General features: G+C 71.8%; 26 protein-coding genes. 10 read left to right on the top strand and 16 right to left on the bottom strand.

Going from position 1 to position 24,886, the window contains the following annotated elements; genetic code table 11:
* Window positions 1-164 precede the first annotated feature (164 nt).
* The 4 genes from ACGH2B_RS15300 to ACGH2B_RS15285 all read right to left on the bottom strand — a co-directional run bounded on the left by ACGH2B_RS15300 (window position 165) and on the right by ACGH2B_RS15285 (window position 4,157).
* Entirely contained in the window at window positions 165-1,514 is a 1,350-nt protein-coding gene (locus ACGH2B_RS15300) for a dicarboxylate/amino acid:cation symporter (protein WP_399089012.1), read from the bottom strand.
* Window positions 1,515-1,927: 413 nt separating this feature from the next.
* Window positions 1,928-2,218: a DUF4229 domain-containing protein gene (locus ACGH2B_RS15295; protein WP_399089010.1), complete on the bottom strand. Its 291-nt coding sequence runs from the start codon at window positions 2,216-2,218 to the stop codon at window positions 1,928-1,930.
* 171 nt (window positions 2,219-2,389) lie between these two features.
* A complete protein-coding gene (gene mqnE, locus ACGH2B_RS15290) occupies window positions 2,390-3,553 on the bottom strand; it encodes an aminofutalosine synthase MqnE (RefSeq protein WP_030287665.1) in 1,164 nt (387 codons plus the stop codon).
* Window positions 3,554-3,698: 145 nt separating this feature from the next.
* Entirely contained in the window at window positions 3,699-4,157 is a 459-nt protein-coding gene (locus ACGH2B_RS15285; protein ID WP_399089008.1) for an Lrp/AsnC family transcriptional regulator, read from the bottom strand.
* A gap of 123 nt (window positions 4,158-4,280) precedes the next feature.
* On the opposite strand from ACGH2B_RS15285, the gene ACGH2B_RS15280 reads away from it, so the two are divergent.
* Window positions 4,281-4,409, top strand: coding sequence for a hypothetical protein (locus tag ACGH2B_RS15280; RefSeq protein ID WP_399089006.1), 129 nt, complete (start codon window positions 4,281-4,283; stop codon window positions 4,407-4,409).
* A 55-nt stretch (window positions 4,410-4,464) separates the two neighbouring features.
* Here ACGH2B_RS15280 and ACGH2B_RS15275 read toward each other — a convergent pair whose 3' ends face one another.
* Entirely contained in the window at window positions 4,465-5,202 is a 738-nt protein-coding gene (locus ACGH2B_RS15275; RefSeq protein ID WP_399089004.1) for a UbiX family flavin prenyltransferase, read from the bottom strand.
* 100 nt (window positions 5,203-5,302) lie between these two features.
* Between ACGH2B_RS15275 and ACGH2B_RS15270 the strand changes: the two genes are divergently transcribed.
* A complete protein-coding gene (locus ACGH2B_RS15270) occupies window positions 5,303-5,890 on the top strand; it encodes a rhomboid family intramembrane serine protease (protein WP_399089002.1) in 588 nt (195 codons plus the stop codon).
* 66 nt (window positions 5,891-5,956) lie between these two features.
* Window positions 5,957-6,562: a DUF4870 domain-containing protein gene (locus tag ACGH2B_RS15265; RefSeq protein WP_399089000.1), complete on the top strand. Its 606-nt coding sequence runs from the start codon at window positions 5,957-5,959 to the stop codon at window positions 6,560-6,562.
* A 161-nt stretch (window positions 6,563-6,723) separates the two neighbouring features.
* On the opposite strand, the gene mqnP is transcribed toward ACGH2B_RS15265, so the two are convergent.
* Together mqnP and ACGH2B_RS15255 are read right to left on the bottom strand one after the other, a co-directional pair.
* A complete protein-coding gene (gene mqnP, locus ACGH2B_RS15260; protein WP_399088998.1) occupies window positions 6,724-7,656 on the bottom strand; it encodes a menaquinone biosynthesis prenyltransferase MqnP in 933 nt (310 codons plus the stop codon).
* Window positions 7,653-9,110, bottom strand: a complete 1,458-nt coding sequence (locus tag ACGH2B_RS15255; protein ID WP_399088996.1) for a menaquinone biosynthesis decarboxylase — start codon at window positions 9,108-9,110, stop codon at window positions 7,653-7,655. The genes mqnP and ACGH2B_RS15255 overlap by 4 nt, the downstream gene beginning before the upstream one ends.
* A gap of 86 nt (window positions 9,111-9,196) precedes the next feature.
* Between ACGH2B_RS15255 and ACGH2B_RS15250 the strand changes: the two genes are divergently transcribed.
* The 3 genes from ACGH2B_RS15250 (at window position 9,197) to ACGH2B_RS15240 (ending at window position 11,092) form a co-directional block, all read left to right on the top strand.
* Window positions 9,197-9,595: a PLD nuclease N-terminal domain-containing protein gene (locus tag ACGH2B_RS15250; RefSeq protein WP_399088994.1), complete on the top strand. Its 399-nt coding sequence runs from the start codon at window positions 9,197-9,199 to the stop codon at window positions 9,593-9,595.
* Between the two features lie 147 nt (window positions 9,596-9,742).
* A complete protein-coding gene (locus ACGH2B_RS15245) occupies window positions 9,743-10,180 on the top strand; it encodes a nucleoside deaminase (RefSeq protein ID WP_399097015.1) in 438 nt (145 codons plus the stop codon).
* Window positions 10,181-10,471: 291 nt separating this feature from the next.
* On the top strand, window positions 10,472-11,092 hold the full coding sequence (locus ACGH2B_RS15240; RefSeq protein WP_399088992.1) for a DUF4291 domain-containing protein: 621 nt from the start codon (window positions 10,472-10,474) through the stop codon (window positions 11,090-11,092).
* A 27-nt stretch (window positions 11,093-11,119) separates the two neighbouring features.
* Here ACGH2B_RS15240 and ACGH2B_RS15235 read toward each other — a convergent pair whose 3' ends face one another.
* From ACGH2B_RS15235 to hemL, 8 genes are all read right to left on the bottom strand, one after another.
* Window positions 11,120-11,551, bottom strand: a complete 432-nt coding sequence (locus tag ACGH2B_RS15235; protein WP_399088990.1) for a VOC family protein — start codon at window positions 11,549-11,551, stop codon at window positions 11,120-11,122.
* Between the two features lie 134 nt (window positions 11,552-11,685).
* Complete coding sequence (gene ccsB, locus ACGH2B_RS15230; RefSeq protein ID WP_399088988.1) at window positions 11,686-12,840, bottom strand: c-type cytochrome biogenesis protein CcsB; 1,155 nt, start codon at window positions 12,838-12,840, stop codon at window positions 11,686-11,688.
* On the bottom strand, window positions 12,837-14,747 hold the full coding sequence (locus ACGH2B_RS15225) for a cytochrome c biogenesis protein ResB (protein WP_399088986.1): 1,911 nt from the start codon (window positions 14,745-14,747) through the stop codon (window positions 12,837-12,839). Before ACGH2B_RS15225 ends, ccsB begins: the two co-directional genes overlap by 4 nt.
* A gap of 4 nt (window positions 14,748-14,751) precedes the next feature.
* A complete protein-coding gene (locus ACGH2B_RS15220; RefSeq protein ID WP_399088984.1) occupies window positions 14,752-15,513 on the bottom strand; it encodes a cytochrome c biogenesis CcdA family protein in 762 nt (253 codons plus the stop codon).
* Window positions 15,514-15,517: 4 nt separating this feature from the next.
* Window positions 15,518-16,129 (bottom strand): TlpA family protein disulfide reductase, encoded by a 612-nt coding sequence (locus ACGH2B_RS15215; protein ID WP_399088982.1) that lies wholly within the window; start codon window positions 16,127-16,129, stop codon window positions 15,518-15,520.
* 123 nt (window positions 16,130-16,252) lie between these two features.
* The gene (locus ACGH2B_RS15210) at window positions 16,253-17,470 is read right to left on the bottom strand and encodes a hypothetical protein (RefSeq protein ID WP_399088980.1); all 1,218 of its coding nucleotides are present in this window, start codon (window positions 17,468-17,470) and stop codon (window positions 16,253-16,255) included.
* Window positions 17,471-17,691: 221 nt separating this feature from the next.
* Window positions 17,692-18,372, bottom strand: a complete 681-nt coding sequence (locus tag ACGH2B_RS15205; RefSeq protein ID WP_399088978.1) for a histidine phosphatase family protein — start codon at window positions 18,370-18,372, stop codon at window positions 17,692-17,694.
* A gap of 121 nt (window positions 18,373-18,493) precedes the next feature.
* Complete coding sequence (hemL, locus tag ACGH2B_RS15200) at window positions 18,494-19,801, bottom strand: glutamate-1-semialdehyde 2,1-aminomutase (protein ID WP_399088976.1); 1,308 nt, start codon at window positions 19,799-19,801, stop codon at window positions 18,494-18,496.
* 324 nt (window positions 19,802-20,125) lie between these two features.
* Between hemL and ACGH2B_RS15195 the strand changes: the two genes are divergently transcribed.
* Window positions 20,126-20,677 (top strand): hypothetical protein, encoded by a 552-nt coding sequence (locus tag ACGH2B_RS15195; protein ID WP_399088974.1) that lies wholly within the window; start codon window positions 20,126-20,128, stop codon window positions 20,675-20,677.
* The gene (locus ACGH2B_RS15190; RefSeq protein ID WP_399088972.1) at window positions 20,668-21,048 is read left to right on the top strand and encodes a MazG-like family protein; all 381 of its coding nucleotides are present in this window, start codon (window positions 20,668-20,670) and stop codon (window positions 21,046-21,048) included. The genes ACGH2B_RS15195 and ACGH2B_RS15190 overlap by 10 nt, the downstream gene beginning before the upstream one ends.
* A gap of 39 nt (window positions 21,049-21,087) precedes the next feature.
* On the opposite strand, the gene ACGH2B_RS15185 is transcribed toward ACGH2B_RS15190, so the two are convergent.
* Window positions 21,088-21,750, bottom strand: a complete 663-nt coding sequence (locus ACGH2B_RS15185; protein ID WP_399088970.1) for a TetR family transcriptional regulator — start codon at window positions 21,748-21,750, stop codon at window positions 21,088-21,090.
* 550 nt (window positions 21,751-22,300) lie between these two features.
* Here ACGH2B_RS15185 and ACGH2B_RS15180 point away from each other — a divergent pair.
* Together ACGH2B_RS15180 and ACGH2B_RS15175 are read left to right on the top strand one after the other, a co-directional pair.
* A complete protein-coding gene (locus tag ACGH2B_RS15180) occupies window positions 22,301-23,878 on the top strand; it encodes an FAD-dependent monooxygenase (protein WP_399088968.1) in 1,578 nt (525 codons plus the stop codon).
* 505 nt (window positions 23,879-24,383) lie between these two features.
* Complete coding sequence (locus ACGH2B_RS15175; protein ID WP_399088966.1) at window positions 24,384-24,719, top strand: YnfA family protein; 336 nt, start codon at window positions 24,384-24,386, stop codon at window positions 24,717-24,719.
* Window positions 24,720-24,886: the final 167 nt, after the last annotated feature.

The following is a 24,886-nucleotide window of genomic DNA, read 5'->3' as shown; positions in this document are numbered from 1 at the left end:
GGCCGCCGCGGGCCGACGGGATCGCGGACACCGGCCGCCGCGGGCCGACGGGATCGCGGACACCGGCCGGCCGCCGGGCCCGTACGACGACGGCGCCCCCGGAACCGTGGGGTTCCGGGGGCGCCGTCACGCGCGGGCCGGGGGACGGACGGCCCGCGCGGGGGTCAGCTCGCGGCGGCCGCGGCGGGCACCGGGGCGACCTGCTCGGCGGCGGCGCTCTCCGCGTCCGCCTCCAGCGTGCTGCCGTGGGCCGTCGCGTAGGCGTCGCGGTCGAGGATCTTCTCCTTGGCGGCGACGATGATCGGGACCGCCGACTGGCCCGCGACGTTGGTGGCGGTGCGCATCATGTCGAGGATCGGGTCGATCGCCACCAGCAGACCGACGCCCTCCAGGGGCAGGCCCAGGGTGGACAGCGTCAGGGTCAGCATGACCGTCGCGCCGGTCAGACCGGCGGTCGCCGCCGAACCGATGACGGAGACGAACACGATCAGGATGTAGTCACCGATGCCCAGCGGCACATCGAAGATCTGCGCGATGAAGATCGCGGCGATGGCCGGGTAGATCGAGGCGCAGCCGTCCATCTTGGTCGTCGAGCCGAACGGCACCGCGAAGGACGCGTACTCCTTGGGCACACCCAGGCGCTCGGTGACCTTCTGGGTGACCGGCATGGTGCCGACCGAGGAGCGGGAGACGAAGGCGAGCTGGATCGCGGGCCAGGCGCCCTTGAAGAACTGGATCGGGTTGACCTTGGCGACCGTCGACAGCAGCAGCGGGTAGACGCCGAAGAGCACGAGGGCGCAGCCGACGTAGATGTCGACGGTGAACGTCACGTACTTGCCGATGAGGTCCCAGCCGTACGTCGCGATGGCGCGGCCGATGAGGCCGACGGTGCCGATCGGGGCGAGGCGGATGACCCACCACAGGGCCTTCTGCAGCAGCTCCAGGGCGGAGCGGCTGATCTTCAGGACCGGTTCGGCCTTCTCGCCGAGCTGGAGGGCGGCGATACCGGCGACGGCGGCCAGGAAGACGATCTGCAGGACGTTCAGCTCGGTGAACGGCGTGATGACGTCGGTGGGGATGATGCCGGTCAGGAAGTCGATCCAGGAACCGGCGTGCTCGGGCGCCTGCCCGTCCTTCGGCGTCAGGCCGGTGCCCGCGCCGGGGTGGGTCAGCAGGCCGATCGCGAGGCCGATGGCGACGGCGATCAGCGAGGTGACCATGAACCACAGCAGGGTGCGGGTGGCGAGCCGGGCGGCGTTGTTGACCTGCCGCAGGTTGGTGATCGACACCAGGATCGCGAAGAAGACCAGCGGGGCGACGGCGAGCTTCAGCAACTGCACGAAGAGGTCACCGATGTGCCCCAGCGTGGAGGTCAGCCAGGCGACGTCACCGCTCTTGGCGATCCAGCCGAGCAGGACGCCGAGGACCAGACCGGCCAGGATCTGGACCCAGAACGGGATCTTCGGTATTCGGGACTTGGCCGCGGATGCGGAGGTCTCGGAGGACGTGGACAACGGACACACTCCTGGACAGGTCAGGCGTCGGGAAGGTGAAGGTGGGGGGCGTCAGGCCGCCCGGAGGTCCGTACGCGGATCTCCGGCCGCTCAGGTTCAGCGACGGCAACAGGCCGCGGAGACACAGCGGCAAAGATCGACGTGCAGGCGCGCCACAAGCCGGATGCCCGGCGGGAACGTGTGCGCGATTGCTGCCTTCATGGCGATTACGTTAACACTCAAGCTTTGGGGAACCCAAAGGAAATCTTTGGTCTTTTCGCCCGCGGAACCGGCCGTCCATGCCGAACGCCCCGCCACGGAAGGGAAATTCCGAGGCGGGGCGTCCGGGACGGCGGAAGAGGGATGTGAGGTGTCCGACACCGCGGCGGCGGGCGGCGGTGGCGTGACGGCGGGCCGCGGCGCGGCCCGGCGGCTCAGAGGAGGCCGTCCTCCTGGCTGCGGTTGGCGGCCAGCCGCTCCCGCTGCCGCTCGACCTTGTCGACGATCTGTACGGACATCGCGTCCCGCTGCTTGCGCAGCAGCACCAGGCTGAGCGGCGCGGAGACCACGATGGCGACCAGCAGCAGCCAGACCATGTTGGAGCCCTTGATCGCGAGCGGGATGACCCCGAGCCAGGCGAGCCCCCAGGCCACCGCGAAGCAGGCGAGGAAGAGGCCGATGCGGAGCGCGGTGTAGCGGAGAGTGGCGTACTTGGGGCTGCTCACGGTGCGGAACCTTCTTCTCAACGGCAACCAAAGGGTCGCCAACCAGTCAAGCACAGCGCCGAGGGCGATCTTCCGTGGCCCCGGCGGCCGTTGCCCGGCCGCCGCGGGGACGTCCCCGACCACCGGGAACGCCCCCCGGCCGGAGCCAGGGGGCGTTGTCGGTACACGGCGTCAGACGCGCATCGCCTGCGGCGACTCACGGCGGTCCGGGTCCGGGCCCGGGTACTCGCGGATCGCCTCGTAGCGGGTGTTGCGCTCGACGGGGCGGAAGCCGGCGTCGCGGATCAGGTCGAGGAGGTCCTCACGGGTCAGCTTGTTGGGCGTGCCGTAGTTGTCCGCGTCGTGGGTGATCTTGTACTCGACGACCGAGCCGTCCATGTCGTCCGCGCCGTGCTGGAGCGCGAGCTGCGTGGTCTGCAGACCGTGCATCACCCAGAAGCACTTGACGTGCGGGACGTTGTCGAAGAGCAGCCGGGAGACGGCGAAGGTCTTCAGCGCCTCGGCGCCGGTGGCCATCGTCGTGCGCGCCTGGAGCTTGTTGCGGACCTTGCCGTCCTGCATGTCGACGAAGTCGTGCTGGTAGCGCAGCGGGATGAAGACCTGGAAGCCGCCGGTCTCGTCCTGGAGTTCACGCAGCCGCAGGACGTGGTCGACGCGGTGGCGCGGCTCCTCGATGTGGCCGTAGAGCATCGTGCACGGGGTCTTCAGACCCTTCTCGTGCGCGAGGCGGTGGATGCGCGACCAGTCCTCCCAGTGGGTGCGGTGGTCGACGATGTGCTGCCGGACCTCCCAGTCGAAGATCTCCGCGCCGCCGCCGGTCAGCGACTCCAGGCCCGCCTCGATCAGCTCGTCGAGGATCTCGGAGGCGGAGAGCCCGGAGATGGTCTCGAAGTGGTGGATCTCGGTGGCGGTGAACGCCTTCAGCGAGACGTTCGGCAGCGCCTTCTTCAGCTCGCTGAGGGAGCGCGGGTAGTAGCGCCACGGCAGGTTCGGGTGGAGCCCGTTGACGATGTGCAGCTCGGTGAGATTGTCGTTCTCCATCGCCTTGGCGAGGCGGACGGCCTCCTCGATGCGCATGGTGTACGCGTCCTTCTCGCCCGGCTTGCGCTGGAACGAGCAGTAGGCGCACGACGCGGTGCACACGTTCGTCATGTTGAGGTGACGGTTGACGTTGAAGTGGACGACGTCGCCGTTCTTACGGGTGCGCACCTCGTGGGCGAGACCGCCCAGCCATGCCAGGTCGTCGGACTCGTAGAGGGCGATGCCGTCCTCGCGGGTCAGCCGCTCGCCGGCGTGGACCTTCGCCTCCAGCTCGCGCTTGAGGCCCGCATCCATCGACGCAGCCATCCGGTCGCCTCCCAGTCTCTGCCGTGTCCGATTCCGTCCTGTTCCGCCCCTGCGAACGGACCCGCCCGAGCCTACTCCCCCGCCCGCGGGAAGGGCGGGGCCCCCTGAGGACACCCCGCCCGCCCGGCGTCTGCTACACGGACTCCTCGGGGAGTTCGCCGACGCGGTTCTCCCACTTGGTGGAGAGCACGATGGTGGTGCGCGTGCGGGAGACGCCCTTGGTGCCGGAGAGCCGCCGGATCGTGGTCTCCAGGCCGTCGACGTCGCCGACGCGGACCTTGAGCATGTAGGAGTCGTCGCCGGCGATGAACCAGCAGTCCTCGATCTCCTCCAGATCACGCAGCCGCTGGGCGACGTCCTCGTGGTCGGCGGCGTCCGACAGGGAGATGCCGACCAGGGCGGTGACGCCGAGCCCGAGGGACTTGGCGTCGATCGTCGCGCGGTAGCCGGTGATGACCCCGGCCGCCTCCAGACGGTTGATGCGGTCGGTGACGCTGGGCCCGGAGAGGCCGACGAGCCGGCCCAGCTCCGCGTACGAGGCCCGCCCGTTCTCGCGAAGTGCCTGGATGAGCTGCCTATCCACCGCGTCCATGGACTCTAGCCTTCCAATCTTTATGCATTTTCGAGTTCTACATGTAGAATCTAAGGCATACAGGGCCCGATGCCCTGTGATTCTCTCAAACGATCAAGGACGATCTTCACAGGAGTTGTCACCGTGTACTCGATCGAGATGGCCTACGCCCGCATGCGCGAGCTGCAGGACCGGGCCAATCGTTCCCGTGCTCACCAGCCCGCCGCCCCGCGGGCCCGGCGCCGTACGCAGCGCGCCGCCAAGAAGCGCTGACCCGCGCACCGCGGGCCCCGCGCCGCCGAACGGCCCGGCCCCCGCGGACCTCTCCCTAACGGACACCGGGGCCCTCCTCACGGGAGGCCCGCCCCAGTTCCCCCTCCCAGCGCCGGTACAGACCGTGCGGCACCCCCGCCGCGTCCAGCACCCGGCCCGCGACGAAATCCACCAGATCCTGGATGTGCGTCGCCCCCGCGTAGAACGCCGGAGAGGCGGGCAGCACCACGGCGCCCGCCTCGTCCAGCGCCACCAGTTGCTTCAGCGTCGGTCCGCTCAGCGGGGTCTCCCGCACCGCGACCACCAGCGGCCGCCGCTCCTTGAGCGTCACGCTCGCCGTCCGCTGGAGCAGATCCTTCGAGAGTCCGAGCGCCACCCCTGCGACACACGCCGTGCTCGCCGGGACGATCACCATCCCCTTCGCCGGATACGAACCCGACGACGGGCCCGCCGCCAGATCCCCCGCCGGCCAGTGCCGCACCCGCGCCAGCTCCTCGTCGCTCACCGCGAACGTCCCCGGCTTGCCGTCGGCGCCGCGCGCCAGCCACTGCCGCAGGTCGTCCTGCCAGTGGGCATCCCGGAACGCGATGCCGGTCTCGTCCAGCAGCGTGAGCCGGGACGCCCGGCTCACCACCAGATCCACCGCCTCACCCGCGGCGAGCAACGCGCGGAGCACCGAGGCGGCGAACGGGGTGCCGGAGGCGCCGGAGACCCCGACGACCCACGGGCGGCGCGGGCCGGGAGCCGGCTGCGGGGCGCCGGATGAACTGGTGTCGACGGGCGAGAACTCCACGACATCGAGCCTATCCGGCGGAACCGCCGACCCCGTCACGGCCGTTCTCCCCCGTGAACCCCGCCGTCCGGGCGGGCGCCGCGACCGAGGAGGCCGGACCATGAGCCGTGCGAAGCCCGCGCTCTTCCTGATGCTGGGCTGGACCGCCCTCCTGTGGGTGCTGGAGATCGCCGACAGCCTCAGCGGCAACGCCCTCGACACCTTCGGGATCCGGCCACGCGAGCTGCCGGAGCTGGCCGACATCATCCCCGCCGCCTTCCTCCACTTCGGCTTCGGCCACCTCGCCGCCAACACCGTGCCGCTCTTCGTCCTCGGCTTCCTCGCCGCGCTGCGCACCGGCGTGCGCCGCTTCCTCGCCGCCGTCGCGCTGATCACCGTCGTCAGCGGGCTCGGCGTCTGGCTGACGGCCTCCCCGCACAGCAACACCCTGGGCGCGTCCGGCGTCGTCTTCGGCATCCTCGGCTTCCTCCTCACCCGCGGCTTCACCGACCGCTCACTGCCCGACGTCCTCATCGGTCTGGGCGTGGCGGTGCTCTACGGCTCGCTGCTGTGGGGCGTGCTGCCCGGCGCCGGGGACGTCAGTTGGCAGGGCCACCTCTTCGGGCTGGCCGGCGGGGTGCTCGCGGCGTTCGCGCTGCGCGCCCTGCCGCACCGCTCCGCCCGCCCCGCTGTCAGTGGTGTCCCGTAATCTCTCGGTGAAGGAAGAGCACCGGGCGGGCCTGCCGTCCGGCTCGCAGTGCGACGGGGTGACGAGATGTCCGACCAGCAGCCCGGTTACGGCTACGGCCCGCAAGGGCAGCCGCAGCAGCCCTACGGCGCCCAGGGATGGCAGCAGCCGGCCCCGCCACCCGGCGGATACGGCTACCCGGCCCCGGGGCAGTACCCCGCCCCGGGATACGCCCCGCAGCCCCCGTCGGGACGGTCGTCGTACTCCACCGCGATGTGGGCGCACCTGAGCGCGGTGCTGACGCTCACCGCCGGGTCGATGGTGTGCTGCGGGATCGGCGCGTTCGCCGGCTGGATCGGCCCGATGTCGATGCGGAACGACTCCCGCAGCAAGAACGACCCGTACCTGCGCCACCACACCACCGAGGCGCTGAACTTCGGCCTCACCCAGGCGATCATGGCGGTCATCGGCACCGTCCTCTACTTCAGCACGATGCTCGTCTTCGGCATGGTGGCCGACGAGGCGCAGCGCGAGTCCGCCGGGCTCGCCGTCCCGATGCTGACGGTGATCATCATGATGGGCGGGTACGGCCTCGCCAGCGTGATCTGCGGCATCATCGCCACGGTGAAGGCCAACCGCGGCGAGTGGTGGTCCTACCCCCGCCTGATCGCCTGGCCGATGCTCAAGCCGTGAGCCCCGGGGCCGGTCGCCTCGGCGGTGACCGGCCGGGCCGCCCGGTGAGGGCGCCCGGTCCGCGCGCGGGGACGGACGGCACCGCCCTGCCCCGCCGAACGGAAACGGCCCGGAGCTTCAGCTCCGGGCCGCCGCCGTATCCGTACCGCCGCGTCAGGCCGTCACACCGTCAGACCGCGCACCAGCAGATCGGCGAGGGCGCAGACGAAGAGCGCGATGCCGATGAAGCCGTTGACGCTGAAGAACGCGCGGTTCAGGCGCGACAGGTCGTGCGGCCGGACGATCGTGTGCTCGTAGAGGAACGCGCCCGCGACGATCACCAGGCCGATCCAGAAGAACACCCCGGCGCCGGTGGCCAGCGCGTACCAGACCAGCAGTGCGGTGGTGACGGTGTGGCAGGCGCGGGCGCCCCGGATCGCCGCCGGGATGCCGAACCGCGCCGGCACCGACTTCACCCCGACCTCGCGGTCCGTCTCCACGTCCTGGCAGGCGTAGATCAGGTCGAAGCCGCCGATCCAGATGCCGACGGCGAGGCCGAGGATCACCGCGTCCCAGTTCCACGACCCGGTCACCGCCAACCACGCCCCGACCGGCCCTATCGCCTGCGCCAGACCGAGGATCGCCTGCGGGAAGTTGGTGAACCGCTTGCCGTACGGATAGACCACCATCGGCACCACCGCGACCGGCGCCAGCGCCAGGCACAGCGGGTTGAGCAGCGCCGCGGCGCCCAGGAAGACGACGACGGCGATCAGCGCGCCGGTCCACGCAGAGCGGACCGACACCGCGCCGGTCACCAGCTCACGGCCGGCGGTGCGCGGGTTCCGGGCGTCGATCTCGCGGTCGATGATGCGGTTGGCGGCCATCGCGAACGTCCGCAGCCCGACCATCGCCACCGTCACCAGCAGCAGCCGGACCCAGTGGATGTTCCGGTCCCACTCGAACATCGCGGTGAGCGCCGCGATGTAGGCGAAGGGCAGCGCGAAGACCGAGTGCTCGATCATCACCAGGCGCAGGAAGGCTTTGGTCCGGCCGGGCCGCGGGGCCGCGGCGGGGACCTGCGCCCCGCCGTCGCCGGGGAGGGCTTCGCTGCTCACAGGCCGTACTCCTTCCACCGGCGGTCGACGAGCGCCGCCGTACGGGGATCCGACTCGACCATGTCCGGCCAGCCGCCGTCGCGGGTGTAGCCCTCCTCGGGCCACTTCCGCGTCGCGTCGATCCCTGCCTTGCCGCCCCAGAACTGCTGGTAGGAGGCGTGGTCGAGATGGTCGACGGGGCCTTCGACGACGGTCAGGTCGCGGGCGTAGTCGGTGTTGCCCAGCGCCCGCCAGGAGACCTCGTGGAGGTTGTGGACGTCACAGTCGGCGTCGACGACGACGATCAGTTTGGTCAGCGACATCATGTGGGCGCCCCAGATGGCGTGCATGACCTTCTGCGCGTGCTTGGGGTACTTCTTGTCGATCGAGACGATCGCGCAGTTGTGGAAGCCGCCGGACTCCGGGAGGTGGTAGTCCACGATGTCCGGGACGATGATCTTCAGCAGCGGGAGGAAGAAACGCTCCGTCGCGCGGCCCAGCGGCCCGTCCTCCGTCGGCGGGCGCCCCACCACGATCGACTGGATCAGCGGCCGCTTCCGCATCGTCACACAGTCGATCTTCAGCGCCGGGAACGGCTCCTGCGGCGTGTAGAAGCCGGTGTGGTCGCCGAACGGGCCCTCCGGCAGCATCTCGCCGGGCTCCAGCCAGCCCTCGATGACGACCTCCGCCTGCGCCGGGACCTGGAGCGGGACGGTCTTGCAGTCGACCATCTCGATCCGCTTGCCCTGGAGGAACCCGGCGAAGAGGTACTCGTCGATGTCGCCGGGCAGCGGCGCGGTCGACGCGTACGTGACGGCCGGGGGGCAGCCGAAGGCGATGGCGACCGGCAGCTTCTCACCTCGGCGGGCGGCGACCTGGTAGTGGTTGCGGCTGTCCTTGTGGATCTGCCAGTGCATACCGATGGTGCGCTTGTCGTGGCGCTGGAGGCGGTAGAGCCCGAGGTTGCGGATGCCGCTCTCGGGGTCCTTGGTGTGCGTCAGGCCCAGGTTGAAGAAGGAGCCGCCGTCCTTCGGCCAGGTGAAGAGCGCCGGAAGCGCGTCCAGATCGACGTCCTCGCCGCGGAGCACGACCTCCTGGACGGGCGCGTCGTCGCCCTTGACCTTCTTCGGCGGGACGTGGGTCATCCCGGCGAGCTTGCCGAACGCCTCCCGCATCCCGACGAAGCCCTGCGGCAGCTCGGGCCGGAGCAGTCCGCCGATCTTGTCGCTGATGTCGCCGTAGGACTTCAGGCCGAGGGCCTTCAGCAGGCGGCGGTCGGTGCCGTAGACGTTCATGGCCAGCGGCATCGCCGCGCCCTTGACGTTCTCGAAGAGGAGCGCGGGGCCGCCCGCCTTCTGCACCCGGTCAACGATCTCGCCGACCTCCAAATGAGGATCGACCTCGGCCTTGATGCGCTTGAGGTCGCCCTCCCGGTCGAGCGCCCGCAGAAACGAGCGGAGATCGTCATAAGCCATACGTCCCAGTATCGGGTACGCACTACCCTGGACGGGTCACCGGGCCCCGCAGCGGGCCCGCCGCCGCGCCCAGGGGGCCCTCCGCAATGCTCAGGTATCTGCCGTTCCTTCTGGTCCTGGCCCTGTGGATCTACGCGTTCATCGACTGCGTGAACACCCCGGAGTCGCAGATCCGCGGCCTGCCCAAGGTCATCTGGGTGCTCATCATCCTGCTCTTCGGCGAGGTGCTGGTCGGCCCCGTCGCCTGGCTCGTCGCGGGCAAGGTCCGTACGCCCGCGGGCGGCGCGCCGCGCGCCCGCGCCACCTGGGTGGCGCCCGACGACAACCCCGAGTTCCTCCAGTCCCTCAAGGACGAGAACAAGAAGGACGAGGCGCTGCTCAAGGACTGGGAGGCGGACCTGCGCCGCCGCGAGGAGGAGCTGCGCCGCCGCGACGACGGCACGCCGAACGGCCCCGGCCAGAACCCGCCGCCGTCGAAGGACTGACACTCTGGCGGCATGGACGACCCATCGGAGTCCGGCCGCCAGGAATGGGCGCGTGACCGCGACGCCCTGATGCGCGACGGCACGGACGACCACCCCGCCCCCACGCTGCCCGGCGACCCCCGCCACCTCCAGGAACAGGCCCGCACGATGCTGGCGACCGCGCTGGCCGAGGCGCGCGCCGGACGCGACGAGGGCGGCGTGCCGATCGGCGCGGCGCTCTACGGGCCCGACGGCGCGCTCTGGGGGCGTGGCCGCAACCGCCGCGTCCAGGACGGCGATCCGTCCGCGCACGCCGAGACCGCCGCGTTCCGCGCGGCCGGCCGCCGCCCCGGCTACCGCGGCACCACGATGGTCACCACCCTCTCGCCGTGCTGGTACTGCAGCGGTCTGGTGCGGCAGTTCGGCATCTCCCGGCTCGTCGTCGGCGAGGCCCGCACCTTCCACGGCGGCCACGACTGGCTGGCCCGCCACGGCGTGCGCATCGTGGTCCTCGACGACCCGGAGTGCGCCGCCCTGATGCGGGAGTTCACCGGCCGGCACCCGGAGCTGTGGCGGGAGGACATCGGGGGCGGCGGGACGGGGTGAGGCCGCGTCCGGAGCGACGGACGAGGTGAGGCCGCGCGCCGAGCGGGGCGGGCCAGGGGCGGGCGGCGGACGCGGGTCCCGCCGGGCGCGAACGGCGGGCGCGAACGGCGGGCGCGGGGCGGCGGGCGCGGGGCGGCGGGCCCGGGCGGCGGGTCCAGGGCGGCGGGCCCGGCGTCCGGCTCGGGCACGGCTCGGGCACGGCACCGGCGGAGCGGGCCGGCACCGGCTCCCGCTCGCCCGTGGCCCCGAAATCCGGTGGCCCCCGCCGCCCCGCCGGGCCACCCTGGTCCCATGGATCTTCCCGCCCGGCGGCCCGCCGTCGACGAGCCGGCACGGCGTGTCCGGGCCCGGCACACCGCACGTACCGTCACCGTCTACCAGGCGTACACCCCGTCGCTCGGCGGGCCGGCCGCCCGCGACGGACGGTTCCCGGCGGCCTGGAAGCGGGACCGCATGACGTGGATCAAGCCGTCGTTCCTGTGGATGATGTACCGCTGCGGCTGGGCCACCAAGCCCGGTCAGGAGACGGTGCTCGCCGTCGAGATCGACCGCGCGGGCTTCGACGCCGCGCTGCGCACCGCCTGCCTCTCCCACCACGACCCCCGCGTCCACCCCGACCACGACGCCTGGCGGCGGCAGTTGACGGCGTCCCCGGTGCGGCTCCAGTGGGACCCGGAGCGTGACCTCGCGCTGCGCCCGCTGCCGTACCGCTCACTCCAACTGGGGCTGTCCGGGGAGGCGGCCCGGCGCTACGCCGACGAGTGGACGGTCGCCATCACCGACGTCACCCCGCTGGCCCGCGAGATCCACGCCCTGGTGCGCGCGGGCGACACCGCCGCCGCCACCGCGCTGCTGCCCGCGGAACGCCCGTACCCGGCGCCGCCGGAGACCCCGGCGCTGTCCCCGGCATAGCGGGCCGGACGCCGGGGCAGCCGCGGGTCAGGCGCCGAAGTCCGGGAGTGTCAGCGAGCCGTCGGCCGCCAGCGGGAAGCCCGGGTTGTGCGCGATCTCCCAGGGGTGGCCGTCCGGGTCGGTGAAGACGCCGGAGTAGAAGCCGATCGGGTTGACCGCGGCGGGCTTCGTGACGGTGGCGCCGGCCCGTTCCGCCGCCGCCAGCAGGGCGTCGACCTCGGCATCGGAGCGGACGTTGTGGGCCAGGGCGATGCCGCCGAAGCCGCCCGGCGTACCGGGTTCGAGCCCGGCGTCCGCCGCCAGCTTCTCCCGGCCCCACAGCACCAGCCCCAGGCCGCCCGCCTGGAAGAAGACGGTCTCCTCGACCTCCTGGCCGCGCCAGCCCAGCGCCTCGTAGAACCGCTTGGCGCGGGCGGGATCGGTGACGCCCAGGGTGATCAGGGTGATGCGCTGTTCCATGCGCTCACCGTAGGCGGCGCGCCCGGCCCGCGCGCGCCGCTCGCGCCCGCGCGCCGCTGTGCCGGGCGCCGTCCCGGAAACGCCCGGAGGCGGCCCCGCGAACGGGACCGCCTCCGGGGGTGGATACGGGCGCGTCAGACGCCGGCGTAGGAGTGCAGACCGGTGACGAAGATGTTCACGCCGTAGTAGTTGAAGAGGTAGCAGGCGAAGGCGATCAGGCCCAGCCAGGCGGCCTTGCGGCCCTTCCAGCCGGCGGTGGCGCGGGCGTGCAGGTAGCAGGCGTACGCGACCCAGGTGATGAAGGACCAGACCTCCTTGGGGTCCCAGCCCCAGTAGCGGCCCCACGCGGCCTCGGCCCAGATGGCGCCCGCGATGATGGTGAACGTCCACAGCGGGAAGACCGTGGCGTTGACCCGGTAGGCGAACTTGTCGAGCGAGGCGGCGGCGGGCAGCCGGGAGAGCACGTCGTTGGCGCCGATACGGACCCGCAGCCAGAACGTCGGTTCCTGCTTGTCCTTGCCGGAGCGGCGCAGCGTGTCAAGACGCTCGTGCAGGGCGGCGACCCGGCCGTCGCCGAGCCGGTCCTCGTAGCGGTCGCGGAAGAGGAAGAGCAGCGTGGCGACGGCGCCCATGTAGAGGACGGCGCCGGAGATGATCGCGCAACTGACGTGGATCCACAGCCAGTACGAGTGGAGCGCCGGAACGAGCTGGTCGCTGGCGGTGTAGAGGACGGAGACCGCGAGGCCCAGGTCGAGCAGGACGGTGGTGACCAGCGGCAGTCCGATCCAGCGGACGTTCTTCTTCAGCGCCAGCAGGATCAGGTACACGGTGACCGCGACGGCGGCGAACGTCGTCGAGAACTCGTACATGTTGCCCCAGGGGGCACGCTGCACGGACAGGGCGCGGGTGACCACACCGCCGAGGTGCAGCGCCCAGGCCAGCACCGTCAGGGAGATGGCGATCCGGCCGTAGAGGTCGCCCTTCTCGGTGCCGCCGGCCGCGCCGGGGCCGTCGGGGACGTCCCGGGCGCCGGGCGCGGTACGGGTGACGACCGCGGGCCGGTCCAGTACCGCGGTGCCGCCCTTGGCCGCCGCGCGGACGGTGACGGTGGCGGGCTGCTCCGTCTCGGCGGTCAGCGCGGCGGCCGTACGGCCGACCTTGCTGCGGCTGCCGAACACCCACTCGGCCATGTGCGCGAGGAAGGCCAGGGTGTAGACGGCCATCGCGCCGTAGACCAGCAGATTGCTGTTGTGCGCCAGTGTCTCGTTGGCTGCGGCCGCGATGTTCACGCGCGCGCTCCTTCGGAGGGGTCAGCGGGGTCGGCGGAGTCGGTGGGCTGCGCCGGGTCTTCGGGGCCTTCGGGGGCCTCCTCGTCGGGGGACGCCGGGGCCGCGGCGGGGGCCTTGACCTCGGCGGAGGACTCACCGGGGGCTCCGTCCTCGGTGGACGCCTTGCCGGTGGCCGGCGACGCGCCGTCCGCGCCGGGGCCGTCGTCCGGCCCGTCGTCCGGCCCGTCGTCCGGCTCCGCGTCCGGTGCGACCGGTGCGTCCGGGGTCAGCGCGGCGGCGAGACCGGCGAGTTCCTCCGGGAGCCGGGCCGACTCGCTGCGGCCCAGACCGGCGATCTCGACGACGGTGGTGCCGTCCGGGCCCGGCTCGGCGCGGACCCACACCCGGCGGCGCTGGATGAAGAGCGAGGCCGCCAGGCCCAGCAGCGCCGCCACCGCGCCGGTCAGCGCGAGACCGTTGCCCGGCTGGTGGGTGATCTTGAAGCTGGCCCAGGTCTTGACGCCGGTGAAGGTGATGGAGCCGTCGCCGTTCGGCAGCTTCATCGTCTCGCCCGGCAGCATCATCTGCGCCAGCTTGCGGTCCTTCACCTTGTACTGCTTGAGGTGCTTCTGATCGAGCTGGTAGACGCTCTGCGAGAGCCCCGAGTCCAGCCCCAGGTCACCGTGGTACGCGGTGAGCGTCAGCACCGGGTAGTCGAGCGCCGGGAAGGTCGAGAACATCGAGCCGGAGCCCTTGCCGCCGAAGGTCGGCACGAAGAAGCCCTGGAAGCCCAACTGGTTGCGCTCGCCGTCCTTGGTCTGCGCGCCGGGCACCTTCACCACACCGGTGGAGGTGAAGTTCTTCGGGTCCTGCGTCAGGAACGGCACCGCGCCGTCGTACACGACCTTGCCGCGGCCGTCCTTGACCTTCACCTGCGGCGCGTAGCCGTGGCTGAGCAGGTAGACCCGCGAGCCGGCGATGTCCAGCGGCTCGTTGACCTCGATCTTGGTGCGGTGTTCCTCACCGTCCGAGCCGGTGAAGTATGTGACGTTGGCGCGGAAGGTCCGCGGCGTGCCGCGCTCCGGGCCGGTGCGCTCGTACGTCGCGTCGAAGCTGTTGAGGGTGAAGCCGAACGGCGCCATCGCGTCCGGGTCGTAGAACGGGCCGGACTTGAAGTCGTCGTACTGCGTGAGGTTGTTGGCGAAGCCGTCGCCCTCGGTGATGAGCTTGCCGCCCTCGGACTTCCACAGGCTGCCGACGGCGAACGCCACCAGCATCACGATCAGCGCGACATGGAAGACGAGGTTGCCCAGCTCCCGCAGGTACCCCTTCTCGGAGGCCACCGCCGTACCGGCCCGGTGGACGCGGAACCGCCGCTTCTTCAGCAGCCGCTGCGCCGCGTCGAGCACCGCCTCCGGCTCCGCCGCCGTACGCCAGGTCGCGTACGCGGGCAGCCGGGTCAGCCGGCGCGGCGCGGCCGGCGGGCGGCCGCGGAGCTGGCCGACGAACTGCCAGGTGCGCGGCACGATGCAGCCGATGAGGGAGATGAACAGCAGCAGGTAGATCGCGGAGAACCACACCGAGCTGTAGACGTGGAACATCCCGAGCTTGTCGTAGACGTCCCCGAGCGTGGGGTGGTCGGCCCGGAAGGCGTCGACCTTGGTGGGGTCGATGGAGGTCTGCGGGATCAGTGAGCCGGGGATGGCTCCGATCGAGAGCAGGAAGAGCAGCAGCAGCGCCACCCGCATCGAGGTGAGCTGGCGCCAGAACCACCGCACCCAGCCGATCGGGCCGAGCGAGGGGAAGCTGATCTCCTCCTTGGGGGCGGTGGAGAGCCGCGATCCGGCCGCGCCGAGGTCGGAGCCCGCGTCGCCGTCGCGCGGGGCGCCGGACTCCGCGTCGCGAGAGGTGTCGGTCGTGGTGGACATCGGTTCAGATCCCAACGGTGGAGCTTTGCGTCCAGCTCTGCAGCCCGGACATCATTCCGTCCCAGACGCCGGTGACCAGGAGGATGCCGAGCGCGACCATCATGCCGCCGCCGATCCGCATCACCCAGACGTAGTGGCGCTTGACCCAGCCGAACGCGCCGAGCATCCGGCGGAACGCCAGCGCCACGGCGATGAACGGCAGGCCCAGGCCCAGGCAGTACGCGACGGTGAGCAGCGCGCCGCGCGGGGCGCTCGCCTGGTTGAGGGCGAGGGTGTTGACGGCGGTGAGGGTGGGGCCCAGGCACGGCGTCCAGCCGACGCCGAAGAGCGCGCCCAGCAGCGGCGCGCCGGCCAGCCCCATCGCGGGCTTCTTGTGGAAGCGCACCTCGCGCTGGCCGAACCGCTTGAGGACACCGGCGAAGGCCAGCCCGAGCAGGATCATCAGGGCGCCGAGGACCCGGGAGATGATCTCCTTGTTCTCCTGGAGCCGCTGCCCGAAGAAGCCGAAGAGCGCGCCGCCGGAGACGAAGACGGCGGTGAAGCCGAGGACGAAGAGCAGCGCCCCGGCGAACATCCGGCCGCGCTTGGCCTCCGCGAGGTCGGTGCCGGTGACGCCGGTGACGTACGACATGTAGCCCGGTACGAGCGGCAGGACGCAGGGCGAGAAGAAGGAGACCAGCCCGCCGAGGAGGGCGAGGGGCACCGCCGCCAGCAGGGCGCCGGTCATGACGGTGTCGTTGTACACAGCCGCGGCGAGGGTGGTCACGTGATCACTTCTCGGCGATCAGCGGCTTGAGCATCGCGCGCAGATCGTCCTCGGCGAGCGGGCCGAGGGAGCGCGCGGCGATCTTCCCGTGCCGGTCGATGGCGATGGTCGACGGGATCGACTGCGGGTTCAGGCTGCCCTTGGGGAAGCGGAGCATCAGCTTGCCGGCCGGGTCGAACAGGCTCGGGTACGGCATCTTGTGCTGGTCCTCGAAGCTGGTCGCCTGCGTCTTGTTGTCGCGGGTGTTGATCCCGACGAACTGGACGCCCTGCTTCTCGGTGTCCTTGGCGACCTTCGCGAAGTTCGGCGCCTCCGCGATGCACGGACCGCACCACGAGCCCCAGACGTTGAGGACGACGACCTTGCCCTTGTAGTCGGCGAGGTCGAGGTGTGCGCCGGTGGTGCTCTCGCCCGCGATGTCCGGCGCCTGCTGCCGGTCGGCCGCGGCGACCCTGGCGATGCCGTTCTTGCCCTGGACGAACCGGGTCTGCGAGGAGCCGCCGGAGGTGCCCTCGCCGCAGGCGCTCAGCGTCAGCGACGCGAGCACCGTCCCCGCGGCGAGCAGGGTGAGGCGACGGCGGCCGGTGAGGCGGCGGGGGGCGCGGCAGGCACTCATGTGAAAAGTTTCGCATGGGCTGATTCCGGATCTTTGGCGCCCCCCTCACCGGGCGGTTCCCGCCACGAAACGGCATGTCACGGCCGTGCGCGGCCCGTCGGACGGGCCGCGCGCGGGAGTGCGTCAGGCCGCGAGGTACGTCTTCCACCCGCCGGCGGGCTGCTGGCCGACCTGGAGCGACTGGAGCTTGGCGAGGACCGCGGGGTCCTGCGCGTCGAGCCAGTCGGTGAACTGCCGGAAGGAGACCATCCGGACATCCTTGTTCTGCTCGTTGGCGATGTGCTTGAGCGCCTCCTCGACGGCGTCCATGTAGATGCCGCCGTTCCACTCCTCGAAGTGGTTGCCGATGAAGAACGGCGCCCGGTTGGTCTCGTACGCCCGCTGGAAGCCGGAGATGTACGAGTCGGTGGCCTGGCGGCGCCAGCCCGGGTAGTTGACGGACGGGGCGCGGGTGGAGTTCTTCGACTGGTTGGCGAGGATGTTGTAGTCCATCGACAGCACCTCGAAGGTGTGGCCGGGGAACGGGATCTGCTGGAGCGGGAAGTCCCAGATGTTCCCCTTCTTACGGGGCCACATCTGGAGGCCGCCGGGCGAGCTGGCGTCGTAGCGCCAGCCGAGCTTCTCGGCGGTGGGCAGCAGGTTCTCCTGCCCCAGGAGGCAGGGGGTACGGCCGCCGATCAGCTCCTTGCGGTAGTCGAAGGGCAGCGGTTCCAGATCCGTGAAGCCGGTGTTCGTCCGCCACTTGGTGACGAAGTCCACGGCCTGGTCGATCTCGGAGCTCCACTGGTCGGGCGTCCAGTTCTTGACCGTGCCGGAGCCCGCGCAGAAGTGGCCGTTGAAGTGGGTGCCGATCTCGTGGCCGTCGAGCCATGCCTGACGGACGTTCCTGAGGGTCGCCTTGATGTGCTCGTCGGTGAGGTAGCCGATGTCGGAGGCGCCGGGCGCATTGTTGGGCGGGAGGTAGAGGTGCTTCTTGCTCTCCGGCAGGAGGTAGAGGCCGGAGAGGAAGAAGGTCATGGCCGCGCCGTGGTCCCGGGCGAGTCGCAGGAAGCGGGGGAAGAGGCCGTTGCCGACCTCGCCCGCGCCGTCCCAGGAGAAGATCACGAACTGTGGTGGTGTCTGGCCCGGCTCCAGCCGTTCGGGCTTCCCGGGCTGGTGGGGCTGGCGTCCGTAGTCGGCGGTCGAGCCGTCGCCGATGAGCTTGGGCCGCGCCTGGATCGCGTTCTTGACCCGTTGTTTGTCCGAGGCGGTGTCCGAACCGGTCGAGCAGCCGGCGACGCCCAGCGCCGCGGCCGCCCCGATACCCATTCCCAGCAGGTTCCGCCGACTGATTGCGCGCATAGCGTCGTCCCCATCCGTGCTCGCCGATTTCAATAACCATATAAATGGACAATCGGTTAGATGGCTTGGCGAACAAGGAGGTTCCGCGCTATTCAGTTAATTCTTATGACTTTTCCTACTTCCAGCGAGTCATCCTTGACAAGCCGTCAGCCCGCACGCGCCCCCGGACGACGAAGGGGCGGCCCACGACCGGGCCGCCCCTGGGACACACCACGCTCACCTCACGCGCCGAACGCCTTCGCCTTCCCCTTCACCGGCTTGGCACCCGCCAGCAGATGAGACGGGACGAGGTCCCGCGCCGGTTCGCTGTAACCGACGGAAACAATCTTGTCGCCCTGGAACGTGAACGACGTCAGGGACGCCAGCGTGCACTGCCGCCGCCGCGGGTCGTGCCACAGCCGCCGCCGCTCCGCGAAGCTCCGCACGATCCAGATCGGCAGTTGATGGCTGACCGCCACCGCCTCGTGCCCGCGCGCCGCGTCCCGCGCCGCACCCAGCGCCGCCATCATCCGCACGACCTGCTCGATGTACGGCTCGCCCCAGGACGGACGGAACGGGTTCGTCAGGTACTTCCAGTTGCCCGGCTTCTTCAGCGCGCCGTCGCCGACCCCGAACGTCTTCCCCTCGAAGACGTTCGCCGCCTCGATCAGCCGCTCATCGGTCGCCGTCGTGAGCCCCAGCGCCGCCGAGATCGGCGCCGCCGACTCCTGCGCACGCTCCAGCGGTGAGGCCACGACATGCGTGATGTCGCGGTCCGCGAGGTGCTCGGCGACCCGGTCGGCCATCTTCCGGCCCAGATCCGAGAGGTGGTACCCGGGGCGGCGCCCGTAGAGGACACCCTCCGGGTTGTGCACCTCGCCGTGCCGCATCAGATGCACCACGGTGAAGTCTTCGCTGCTCATGTCACCCATTCATTCAGTCGTCGGTCCGTGGGCCCGTGGGTCCGTGGGTCCGTGGAAACACCGCCCCGCCGGGGCGCGCGGCCGAACCGGTACGCGCCCCGGCCGCCTGCCGCGCTCCGGCTCAGGCCCTCGCCTCGGCCGCCGCCCGCGCGGCGGCGGGCAGCGCGGCGGCGATCCGCTCCACCGCCGCGGCATCGTGCGCGGTCGACACGAACCACGACTCGAACGCGGACGGCGGCAGGTAGACGCCCTGGGAGAGCATCGAGTGGAAGAACGCGGTGAAGCGGAACGCCTCCTGCGCCTTCGCCGCGTCGTAATCCGTCACCTCGGCGTCCGTGAAGAACACCGAGAACATGTTGCCCGCCACCGAGACGCGGTGGGCCACACCCTCCTTGGTCAGCGCCTCGCCGACCAGCGCCCGCACCTCCGCGGAGACCGCGTCGACCTTCGCGTACGCCGCGTCGTCCAGCAGCCGAAGCTGCGCGACGCCCGCCGCGGTCGCGACCGGGTTCCCGGACAGGGTGCCCGCCTGGTAGACGGGGCCGGCCGGCGCCAGATGCGCCATCACATCGGCGCGCCCGCCGAACGCCGCCGCCGGGAAGCCGCCGCCCATCACCTTGCCGAACGTCATCAGGTCCGGGGTGACGCCGTCGAGCCCGTACCAACCGGCCTTCGAGACACGGAAGCCCGTCATCACCTCGTCGGAGATGTACAGCGCGCCGTTGGCCGCGCAGAGGTCCTTCAGACCCTGGTTGAAACCGGGCAGCGGCGGGACGACGCCCATGTTGCCCGGCGACGCCTCGGTGATCACACACGCGATCTCACCCGGGTACGCCGCGAACGCCGCCCGGACCGCCTCGATGTCGTTGTACGGCAGCACGAGCGTGTCGCCCGCCTGCGCGCCCGTCACACCCGGGGTGTCCGGCAGCCCGAAGGTCGCCACGCCCGAACCGGCCGCGGCCAGCAGCGCGTCCACATGCCCGTGGTAGCAGCCGGCGAACTTCACGACCTTGGCCCGGCCGGTGAAACCGCGCGCCAGCCGGATCGCGGACATCGTCGCCTCGGTGCCGGACGACACCAGCCGCACCTGCTCGACCGGCGCGATCCGCGCGACGATCTCCTCCGCCAGCTCCACCTCGCCCGCACCGGGCGTCCCGAACGACGTCCCGCGCGCGACCGCCTCCTGGACCGCCGCGATCACCTCGGGATGGGAATGTCCGAGGATCATCGGTCCCCACGAGCACACGAGGTCGACGTACTCGCGACCATCGGCGTCCGTCAGGTACGGACCGGCGCCGGACACCATGAACCGGGGCGTACCACCCACGGCCCGGAAGGCCCGCACCGGCGAATTCACGCCACCGGGCGTCACCTGGGACGCACGGTCGAACAGCGACTGCGAAACAGGGGCTTCATAAGGAAAAGTCACAGCGATCCTGACCTGCATATACGGAGGAAGGGCGGTGCCACACGGACACGGCCCGGCTGACAACGGTGCGGGAAACCCTGGCGCACGACCGGCCCGGCCCACGCCGTTCCTTCCCGTTCCCTCTGGATTCCTCCCGCTCTCGGCCGGGCGTCAACCCCCGCGCGTCTGCGAAACTGGGGCATCGTACGAAGGGGTCACGCCACCCATGGTCTCAGAGGCGCGCGGGGGCGTGCGGCGGGGCGGTTTCACGCGCCGGTGACGGGGGAGGTTCTGAGACGATGATCGGGTTGCGTGGCTGAGGCTGCGAGTGGTCGGGTGGGAGATATGCATCGCGGTGGCGGACTGGGCGAAGGGACCGAGGACCGGGGCCCGGAACGCGCCCAGCGCGGCCGCCACCGGCGCGACGGGATCAAGGGTGGGCACAGCAGAGGCGGCCGCATGGGGGTGACGTACAAGTACTTCGGCGCGCCGAACGGCGCCACCGCCGCCCGCGTACCGATCTCGATGCGTCCCGAGGAGCTCGGCGGCGATGAGCTGGGCATGGGCGGCATGTTCACCAAGATCAAGCCGGAGACCATGGCGGCCATGGTGCTCACCGGCATCGAGGGCGTCCCGCTCCACAAGGTCCCGCCGCTCGAACTCGTCGTCCTGCACCCCGATTACGCGGTGGTCAAGCTGCCGATGACGGTCGTCGACCCGCTGCGCGGCATCGGCGAGGAGTCCGTCGGCGCCGCCGCGTTCATATGGTCCACCGTCCCCGACCGCGGCGGCCCGCGCGACGCCTACACCGTCTACCAGCTACTGCACGAGTGGCAGGACTTCAGCCACCGGCTCCACGAGGCGGGTCACCAGGCGTACTGCCTGGTGTGGCCGTAGCGGTGGCGGCCGGAGAGCCGGCGGGCGGGTCTTCCCCCGGTGCCCGGCCTCCGCTCTCCACCGACGTCTGGGAGACCGTCGAGGCGCTGGTGGCCTGGCTCGACCGGGAGAGCGCCCTGCCGCCCGAGCAGGAGCGGCTGCTGCGGGTGCTGAAGCTCTCCGAGGAGGCGGGCGAGGTGGCCCAGGCCGTCATCGGCACACTGGGCCAGAACCCCCGCAAGGGCCGCAGCCACACCTGGGAGGACGTCCAGCGGGAGCTGTGCGACGTCGCGGTGACCGCGCTGGTCGCCCTCACGACTCTCACCCCGCAGGCCCGCGAGGTCTTCGACGGGCATCTGGCCGGTCTCGCGGAGCGTCTGCCCCGGGGCTGATGCCGGCGGGCGGCGAGGCCGCTTCGTCCGGCGCACCGCTCAGACGCCCGGTGCGGTGTCCATCCCCTCGGGGTGCGCGGCGGTGAGGTAGCGCTGCACCACGGGGGCCGTCCAGGCCACGATCTCGTCCCGTCCGAGGTCGACGGCGGGCGGCAGGCGCAGGACGTAGCGGCACAGTGCCATGCCCAGGATCTGCGAGGCGACGAGCGCGGCGCGGCGCGGCGCCTCCTCGGGCGCCGGGCAGACCCGCGCGATCACCGGTCCCATCTGGTCCCGGAACACCCCGCGCATCCGCTCCGCGCCCGCCTCGTTCGTCACGCCGACGCGGAGCATGCCGGTCAGCGTCTCGTCGCACTCCCAGCGCTCCAGGAAGTGACGGACCAGGCGCGCGCCCATCTCCTCCCGAGGCACGGCGGCCAACTCCTCCGCGTGCAGATCGATCGCGGACGCGGCGGCGAACAGGCCCTCCTTGTTGCCGTAGTACCGCATCACCATCGACGGATCGATCCCGGCGTCGCGCGCGATGGCGCGGATGGTGGCGCGCTCGTAGCCGTCGGCGGCGAAGCGTTCGCGGGCGGCGGTCAGGATCGCGGCCCGGGTGGCGTCGGAGCGGCGGGGGCGGGCGCCGGAGACCACGGTGGCGGCGTTGGCGTCCGCCGCCACGGCATCGGGGGACGGTACGGAAGCTGCTCGCTCGGCCATGCCCACAACTGTATGCCCACAGACGTGGACCCCGGGAGGCTCCCGGTCCGACCGGGCCGGACGCGCACCGGCCCTGACCTGCGACGGGACGAGACGCGCGGGAGCGCCCGCGCGCTTTTGCCCACAACCGTTGACTTCGCGGACGCGGCGGACGTACGCTTGCCAACAAGCGTTGACCAACAAGTGTTGGCACTGATGTCGGGGCGCTGCCGCGGAACGACCGCGTAGGTCACCGCGTAGATCACCGCGAAGGCGTCCCGCACCGCCAGCAGTACGTCGGTCGCAACAGGTTGGGCAGTACGTGTGGCACGGGGAGGCGGCCATGAACGACATGCACGACACATCAGGTACGGCGGCAGGCGCGGAGCGCACGGACGCGCCGAGAGACGCGGCGGACCCGGCGGTCACAGAGGCACCGGCGGGTGCCCGCGGCCGGGCCGGTACGGAGGGTCCGGCCATCACGGGCGGACCGCAGAACCTGGCGGCGCCGGATGGTGCGGCCGGGCGGGGTCCAGCCGGGCCCGAGGGGGAGAAGGGGACGGGGGACGCGGTGGAGCAGGGGAGCGCCGCGCCCTCCGGGCCCGGCCCCGTCGACGCCCAAGCCGAGGTGCTGGTCGTCGGGGCAGGGCCGACGGGGCTGCTGCTGGCGGGGGACCTCGCCGAGGCGGGGGTGCGGGTGACGCTCCTGGAGCGACGCCCGGAGACCATCAGCAATCTCACCCGCGCCCTGGTGGTCCACGCCCGCACCCTGGAGCAGTTCGACGCCCGCGGTCTCGCGGACACGCTCGTCGCCGTCGGCCATCCGCTGCGGCAACTGCGGCTCTTCGGCGGCGTCACCGTCGACGCGAGCCGGCTGCGGTCACGCTTCCCCCTCGTCCTCGCCGTCCCGCAGTACGAAGTGGAGCGGCTGCTGATCCGGCGTGCCCGTGAGGCGGGGGTCACCTTCCGGTACGACTCCGCGGTGGAGGACGTCCGGCAGACCTCGTCCGAGGTGACGGTCCGCGTCCGCGACGCCGAGGGGGTCCACAGCCTCCGCGCCGCCTACCTCGTCGGCACGGACGGGGCCCACAGCACGGTCCGCACCGCGCTCGGGGTGCCGTTCCCCGGCCGGTCCGTGCTCCACTCCCTGATCCTCGCCGATGTACGGCTGGCGCAGTCCCCGCCACACCCGTTCTCCCTCAAGGCCACCCGTGACGCCGTCGCCCTCATCGGTTCGTTCGGCGACGGCTGGTACCGCATCACGGGCTGGAGCCCCCGCCATCAGCCCGCCGAGGACACGCCCGCCGACCTGGACGAGGTCCGCACCCTCACCCGGCTCGCCTTCGGCACCGATTACGGCATGCACGACGCCCGCTGGATCTCCCGTATCCGCAGCGATGAGCGGCAGGCCCCCTCCTACCGCGTCGGCCGGGCGTTCCTCGCGGGCGACGCCGCGCACGTCCACTCCCCCGCGGGCGGTCAGGGCATGAACACCGGTCTCCAGGACGCCGCCAACCTGAGCTGGAAACTCGCCGCCGTCCTCCGCGGCCGTGCCCCGGAGTCCCTGCTGGACAGCTACCAGGCCGAGCGGCACCCGGTCGGCGCGGCGGTGCTGCGCACCAGCGGCGCCCTGCTCCGCCTCGCCCAGCTCCGGACCCCGCCGCAGCGCGCCGCGCGGGCGGCTGTGGCGCAGGTCGTCAACCACGTCCCGCCGATCGCCCGGGGCGCCGTCCGCCGGCTCTCCGGTCTCGCCCTCGCCTATCCGGCGCCCCGCACGGCCCATCCGCTGACCGGTCGCCGCGCCCCCGACCTCCACCTGGCTGATGACAACCGCCTCTACGCGCTGCTGCGCCGCGGCACCTTCGTCCTCATCACCCCGCCCGGCGAAACACCCGACGCCCCGAGCGACCGTCTGACCACCGCATCCTGGCGCAGCGACCGCCGCACCGCCCTGCTCGTCCGCCCCGACGGCTACATAGCCTGGGCCGACGACGCGACCGATCCGGCAACCCGCGCCGCGGCCCTCCGGGACGCGCTCCAGCACTGGACGGGAGCGAGCCTCCCCACCGGCGACCGGAGCGACGACCAGCCCTCCGCCCAAGCCACCGACCGCCCCGCTCACCACGCCGCCGGTCCGGCTGCGGCCTGAACAACCCCGCAGAGCGAGCGGAGCTGACCGCCCGTCGGCGGTTGGGCGCGGGAGCCGGGGCTGGCCGGGCTCTGGGGTCTGGGTCGGGGACTGGGGTCTGCTTCGGGCGGGCGGCTCGTCCGGCAGCCGTCCGACGCGGGTGCCCGTCGTCGCCTCGGTGCGGTGCGGCGGCGTATCGGCACCACCTCCAACCGGCCGGTGCTGGCTGCCGACCGCCCGTCCCGGCTACCGATCACCAGCCCCGGCCGATGGGCTGCTGGCCGCCGGCCCCGGATCCCGACCGCCGGCCACCAGCCCCAACCACCGGGCTGCCGGCTGCCGGCTGCCGGCTGCCGGCTGCCGGCCCAGTAGACCCAAGCCCCGGGACGGCGGTGCCGAGCCGGGACGGCGGTGTCGAGCCGGGACGGCCCACGCCCTTTCCTCCGCCCAGCCGGTGCCGCTCGCAGGCATATGTACGTCATCGGCCCGACCGGGGCAGTAGGACGGCGCTTCTACTCTGGGGCGCATGGTGATCGCCCGTTCCGTGTTGCTGTTCGTTCTTGCCGCGCTCTTCGAGATCGGTGGGGCGTGGCTCGTCTGGCAAGGCGTGCGGGAGCACAAAGGCTGGCTGTGGATCGGTGCGGGCGTCATCGCGCTGGGCGTCTACGGCTTCGCCGCGACGTTGCAGCCGGATGCCGAGTTCGGGCGCATTCTGGCCGCGTACGGCGGGGTGTTCGTCGCGGGCTCCCTCGCCTGGGGCATGGTCGCCGACGGCTACCGGCCCGACCGCTGGGACATCACCGGCGCCCTCATCTGCCTGGCCGGCATGGCCGTGATCATGTACGCGCCCCGGGGCCGCTGACCCACGGGGCCGACGCGACATCCCGGGCCGGGCCCCTGAAACGCCCCGGCTCCCGGGCCGAGGCGAGACCCCGGGCCCGGCCCCACCAACACCCGCCCACGGGCCCATCAGGCAGCCAGGCGCGGCACTCACCGGCCCTCACCGGCCCTCGCTGCCGTTCGCCGCAC

Origin of the sequence: Streptomyces sp. BBFR2, assembly GCF_044497305.1 — a bacterium.
Lineage (GTDB): Bacteria > Actinomycetota > Actinomycetes > Streptomycetales > Streptomycetaceae > Streptomyces.
Note: the sequence above shows the minus strand (reverse complement) of the source record. Positions and strands in the feature narration are given on the sequence as shown.

What these genes read in the sequence shown, in the direction of transcription:
- ACGH2B_RS15195 (WP_399088974.1), top strand. Translation starts at nt 20,126, where the DNA reads ATGCATCGCGGTGGCGGACTGGGCGAAGGGACCGAGGACCGGGGCCCG.
- ACGH2B_RS15175 (WP_399088966.1), top strand. Translation starts at nt 24,384, where the DNA reads ATGGTGATCGCCCGTTCCGTGTTGCTGTTCGTTCTTGCCGCGCTCTTC.
- ACGH2B_RS15210 (WP_399088980.1), bottom strand. Translation starts at nt 17,470, where the DNA reads ATGCGCGCAATCAGTCGGCGGAACCTGCTGGGAATGGGTATCGGGGCG.
- ACGH2B_RS15185 (WP_399088970.1), bottom strand. Translation starts at nt 21,750, where the DNA reads ATGGCCGAGCGAGCAGCTTCCGTACCGTCCCCCGATGCCGTGGCGGCG.
- ACGH2B_RS15265 (WP_399089000.1), top strand. Translation starts at nt 5,957, where the DNA reads ATGTCCGACCAGCAGCCCGGTTACGGCTACGGCCCGCAAGGGCAGCCG.
- ACGH2B_RS15270 (WP_399089002.1), top strand. Translation starts at nt 5,303, where the DNA reads ATGAGCCGTGCGAAGCCCGCGCTCTTCCTGATGCTGGGCTGGACCGCC.
- ACGH2B_RS15255 (WP_399088996.1), bottom strand. Translation starts at nt 9,110, where the DNA reads ATGGCTTATGACGATCTCCGCTCGTTTCTGCGGGCGCTCGACCGGGAG.
- ACGH2B_RS15225 (WP_399088986.1), bottom strand. Translation starts at nt 14,747, where the DNA reads ATGTCCACCACGACCGACACCTCTCGCGACGCGGAGTCCGGCGCCCCG.
- mqnE (WP_030287665.1), bottom strand. Translation starts at nt 3,553, where the DNA reads ATGGATGCGGGCCTCAAGCGCGAGCTGGAGGCGAAGGTCCACGCCGGC.
- ACGH2B_RS15245 (WP_399097015.1), top strand. Translation starts at nt 9,743, where the DNA reads ATGCTGGCGACCGCGCTGGCCGAGGCGCGCGCCGGACGCGACGAGGGC.
- ACGH2B_RS15240 (WP_399088992.1), top strand. Translation starts at nt 10,472, where the DNA reads ATGGATCTTCCCGCCCGGCGGCCCGCCGTCGACGAGCCGGCACGGCGT.
- ACGH2B_RS15215 (WP_399088982.1), bottom strand. Translation starts at nt 16,129, where the DNA reads ATGAGTGCCTGCCGCGCCCCCCGCCGCCTCACCGGCCGCCGTCGCCTC.
- ACGH2B_RS15235 (WP_399088990.1), bottom strand. Translation starts at nt 11,551, where the DNA reads ATGGAACAGCGCATCACCCTGATCACCCTGGGCGTCACCGATCCCGCC.
- ACGH2B_RS15205 (WP_399088978.1), bottom strand. Translation starts at nt 18,372, where the DNA reads ATGAGCAGCGAAGACTTCACCGTGGTGCATCTGATGCGGCACGGCGAG.
- ACGH2B_RS15285 (WP_399089008.1), bottom strand. Translation starts at nt 4,157, where the DNA reads ATGGACGCGGTGGATAGGCAGCTCATCCAGGCACTTCGCGAGAACGGG.
- ACGH2B_RS15250 (WP_399088994.1), top strand. Translation starts at nt 9,197, where the DNA reads ATGCTCAGGTATCTGCCGTTCCTTCTGGTCCTGGCCCTGTGGATCTAC.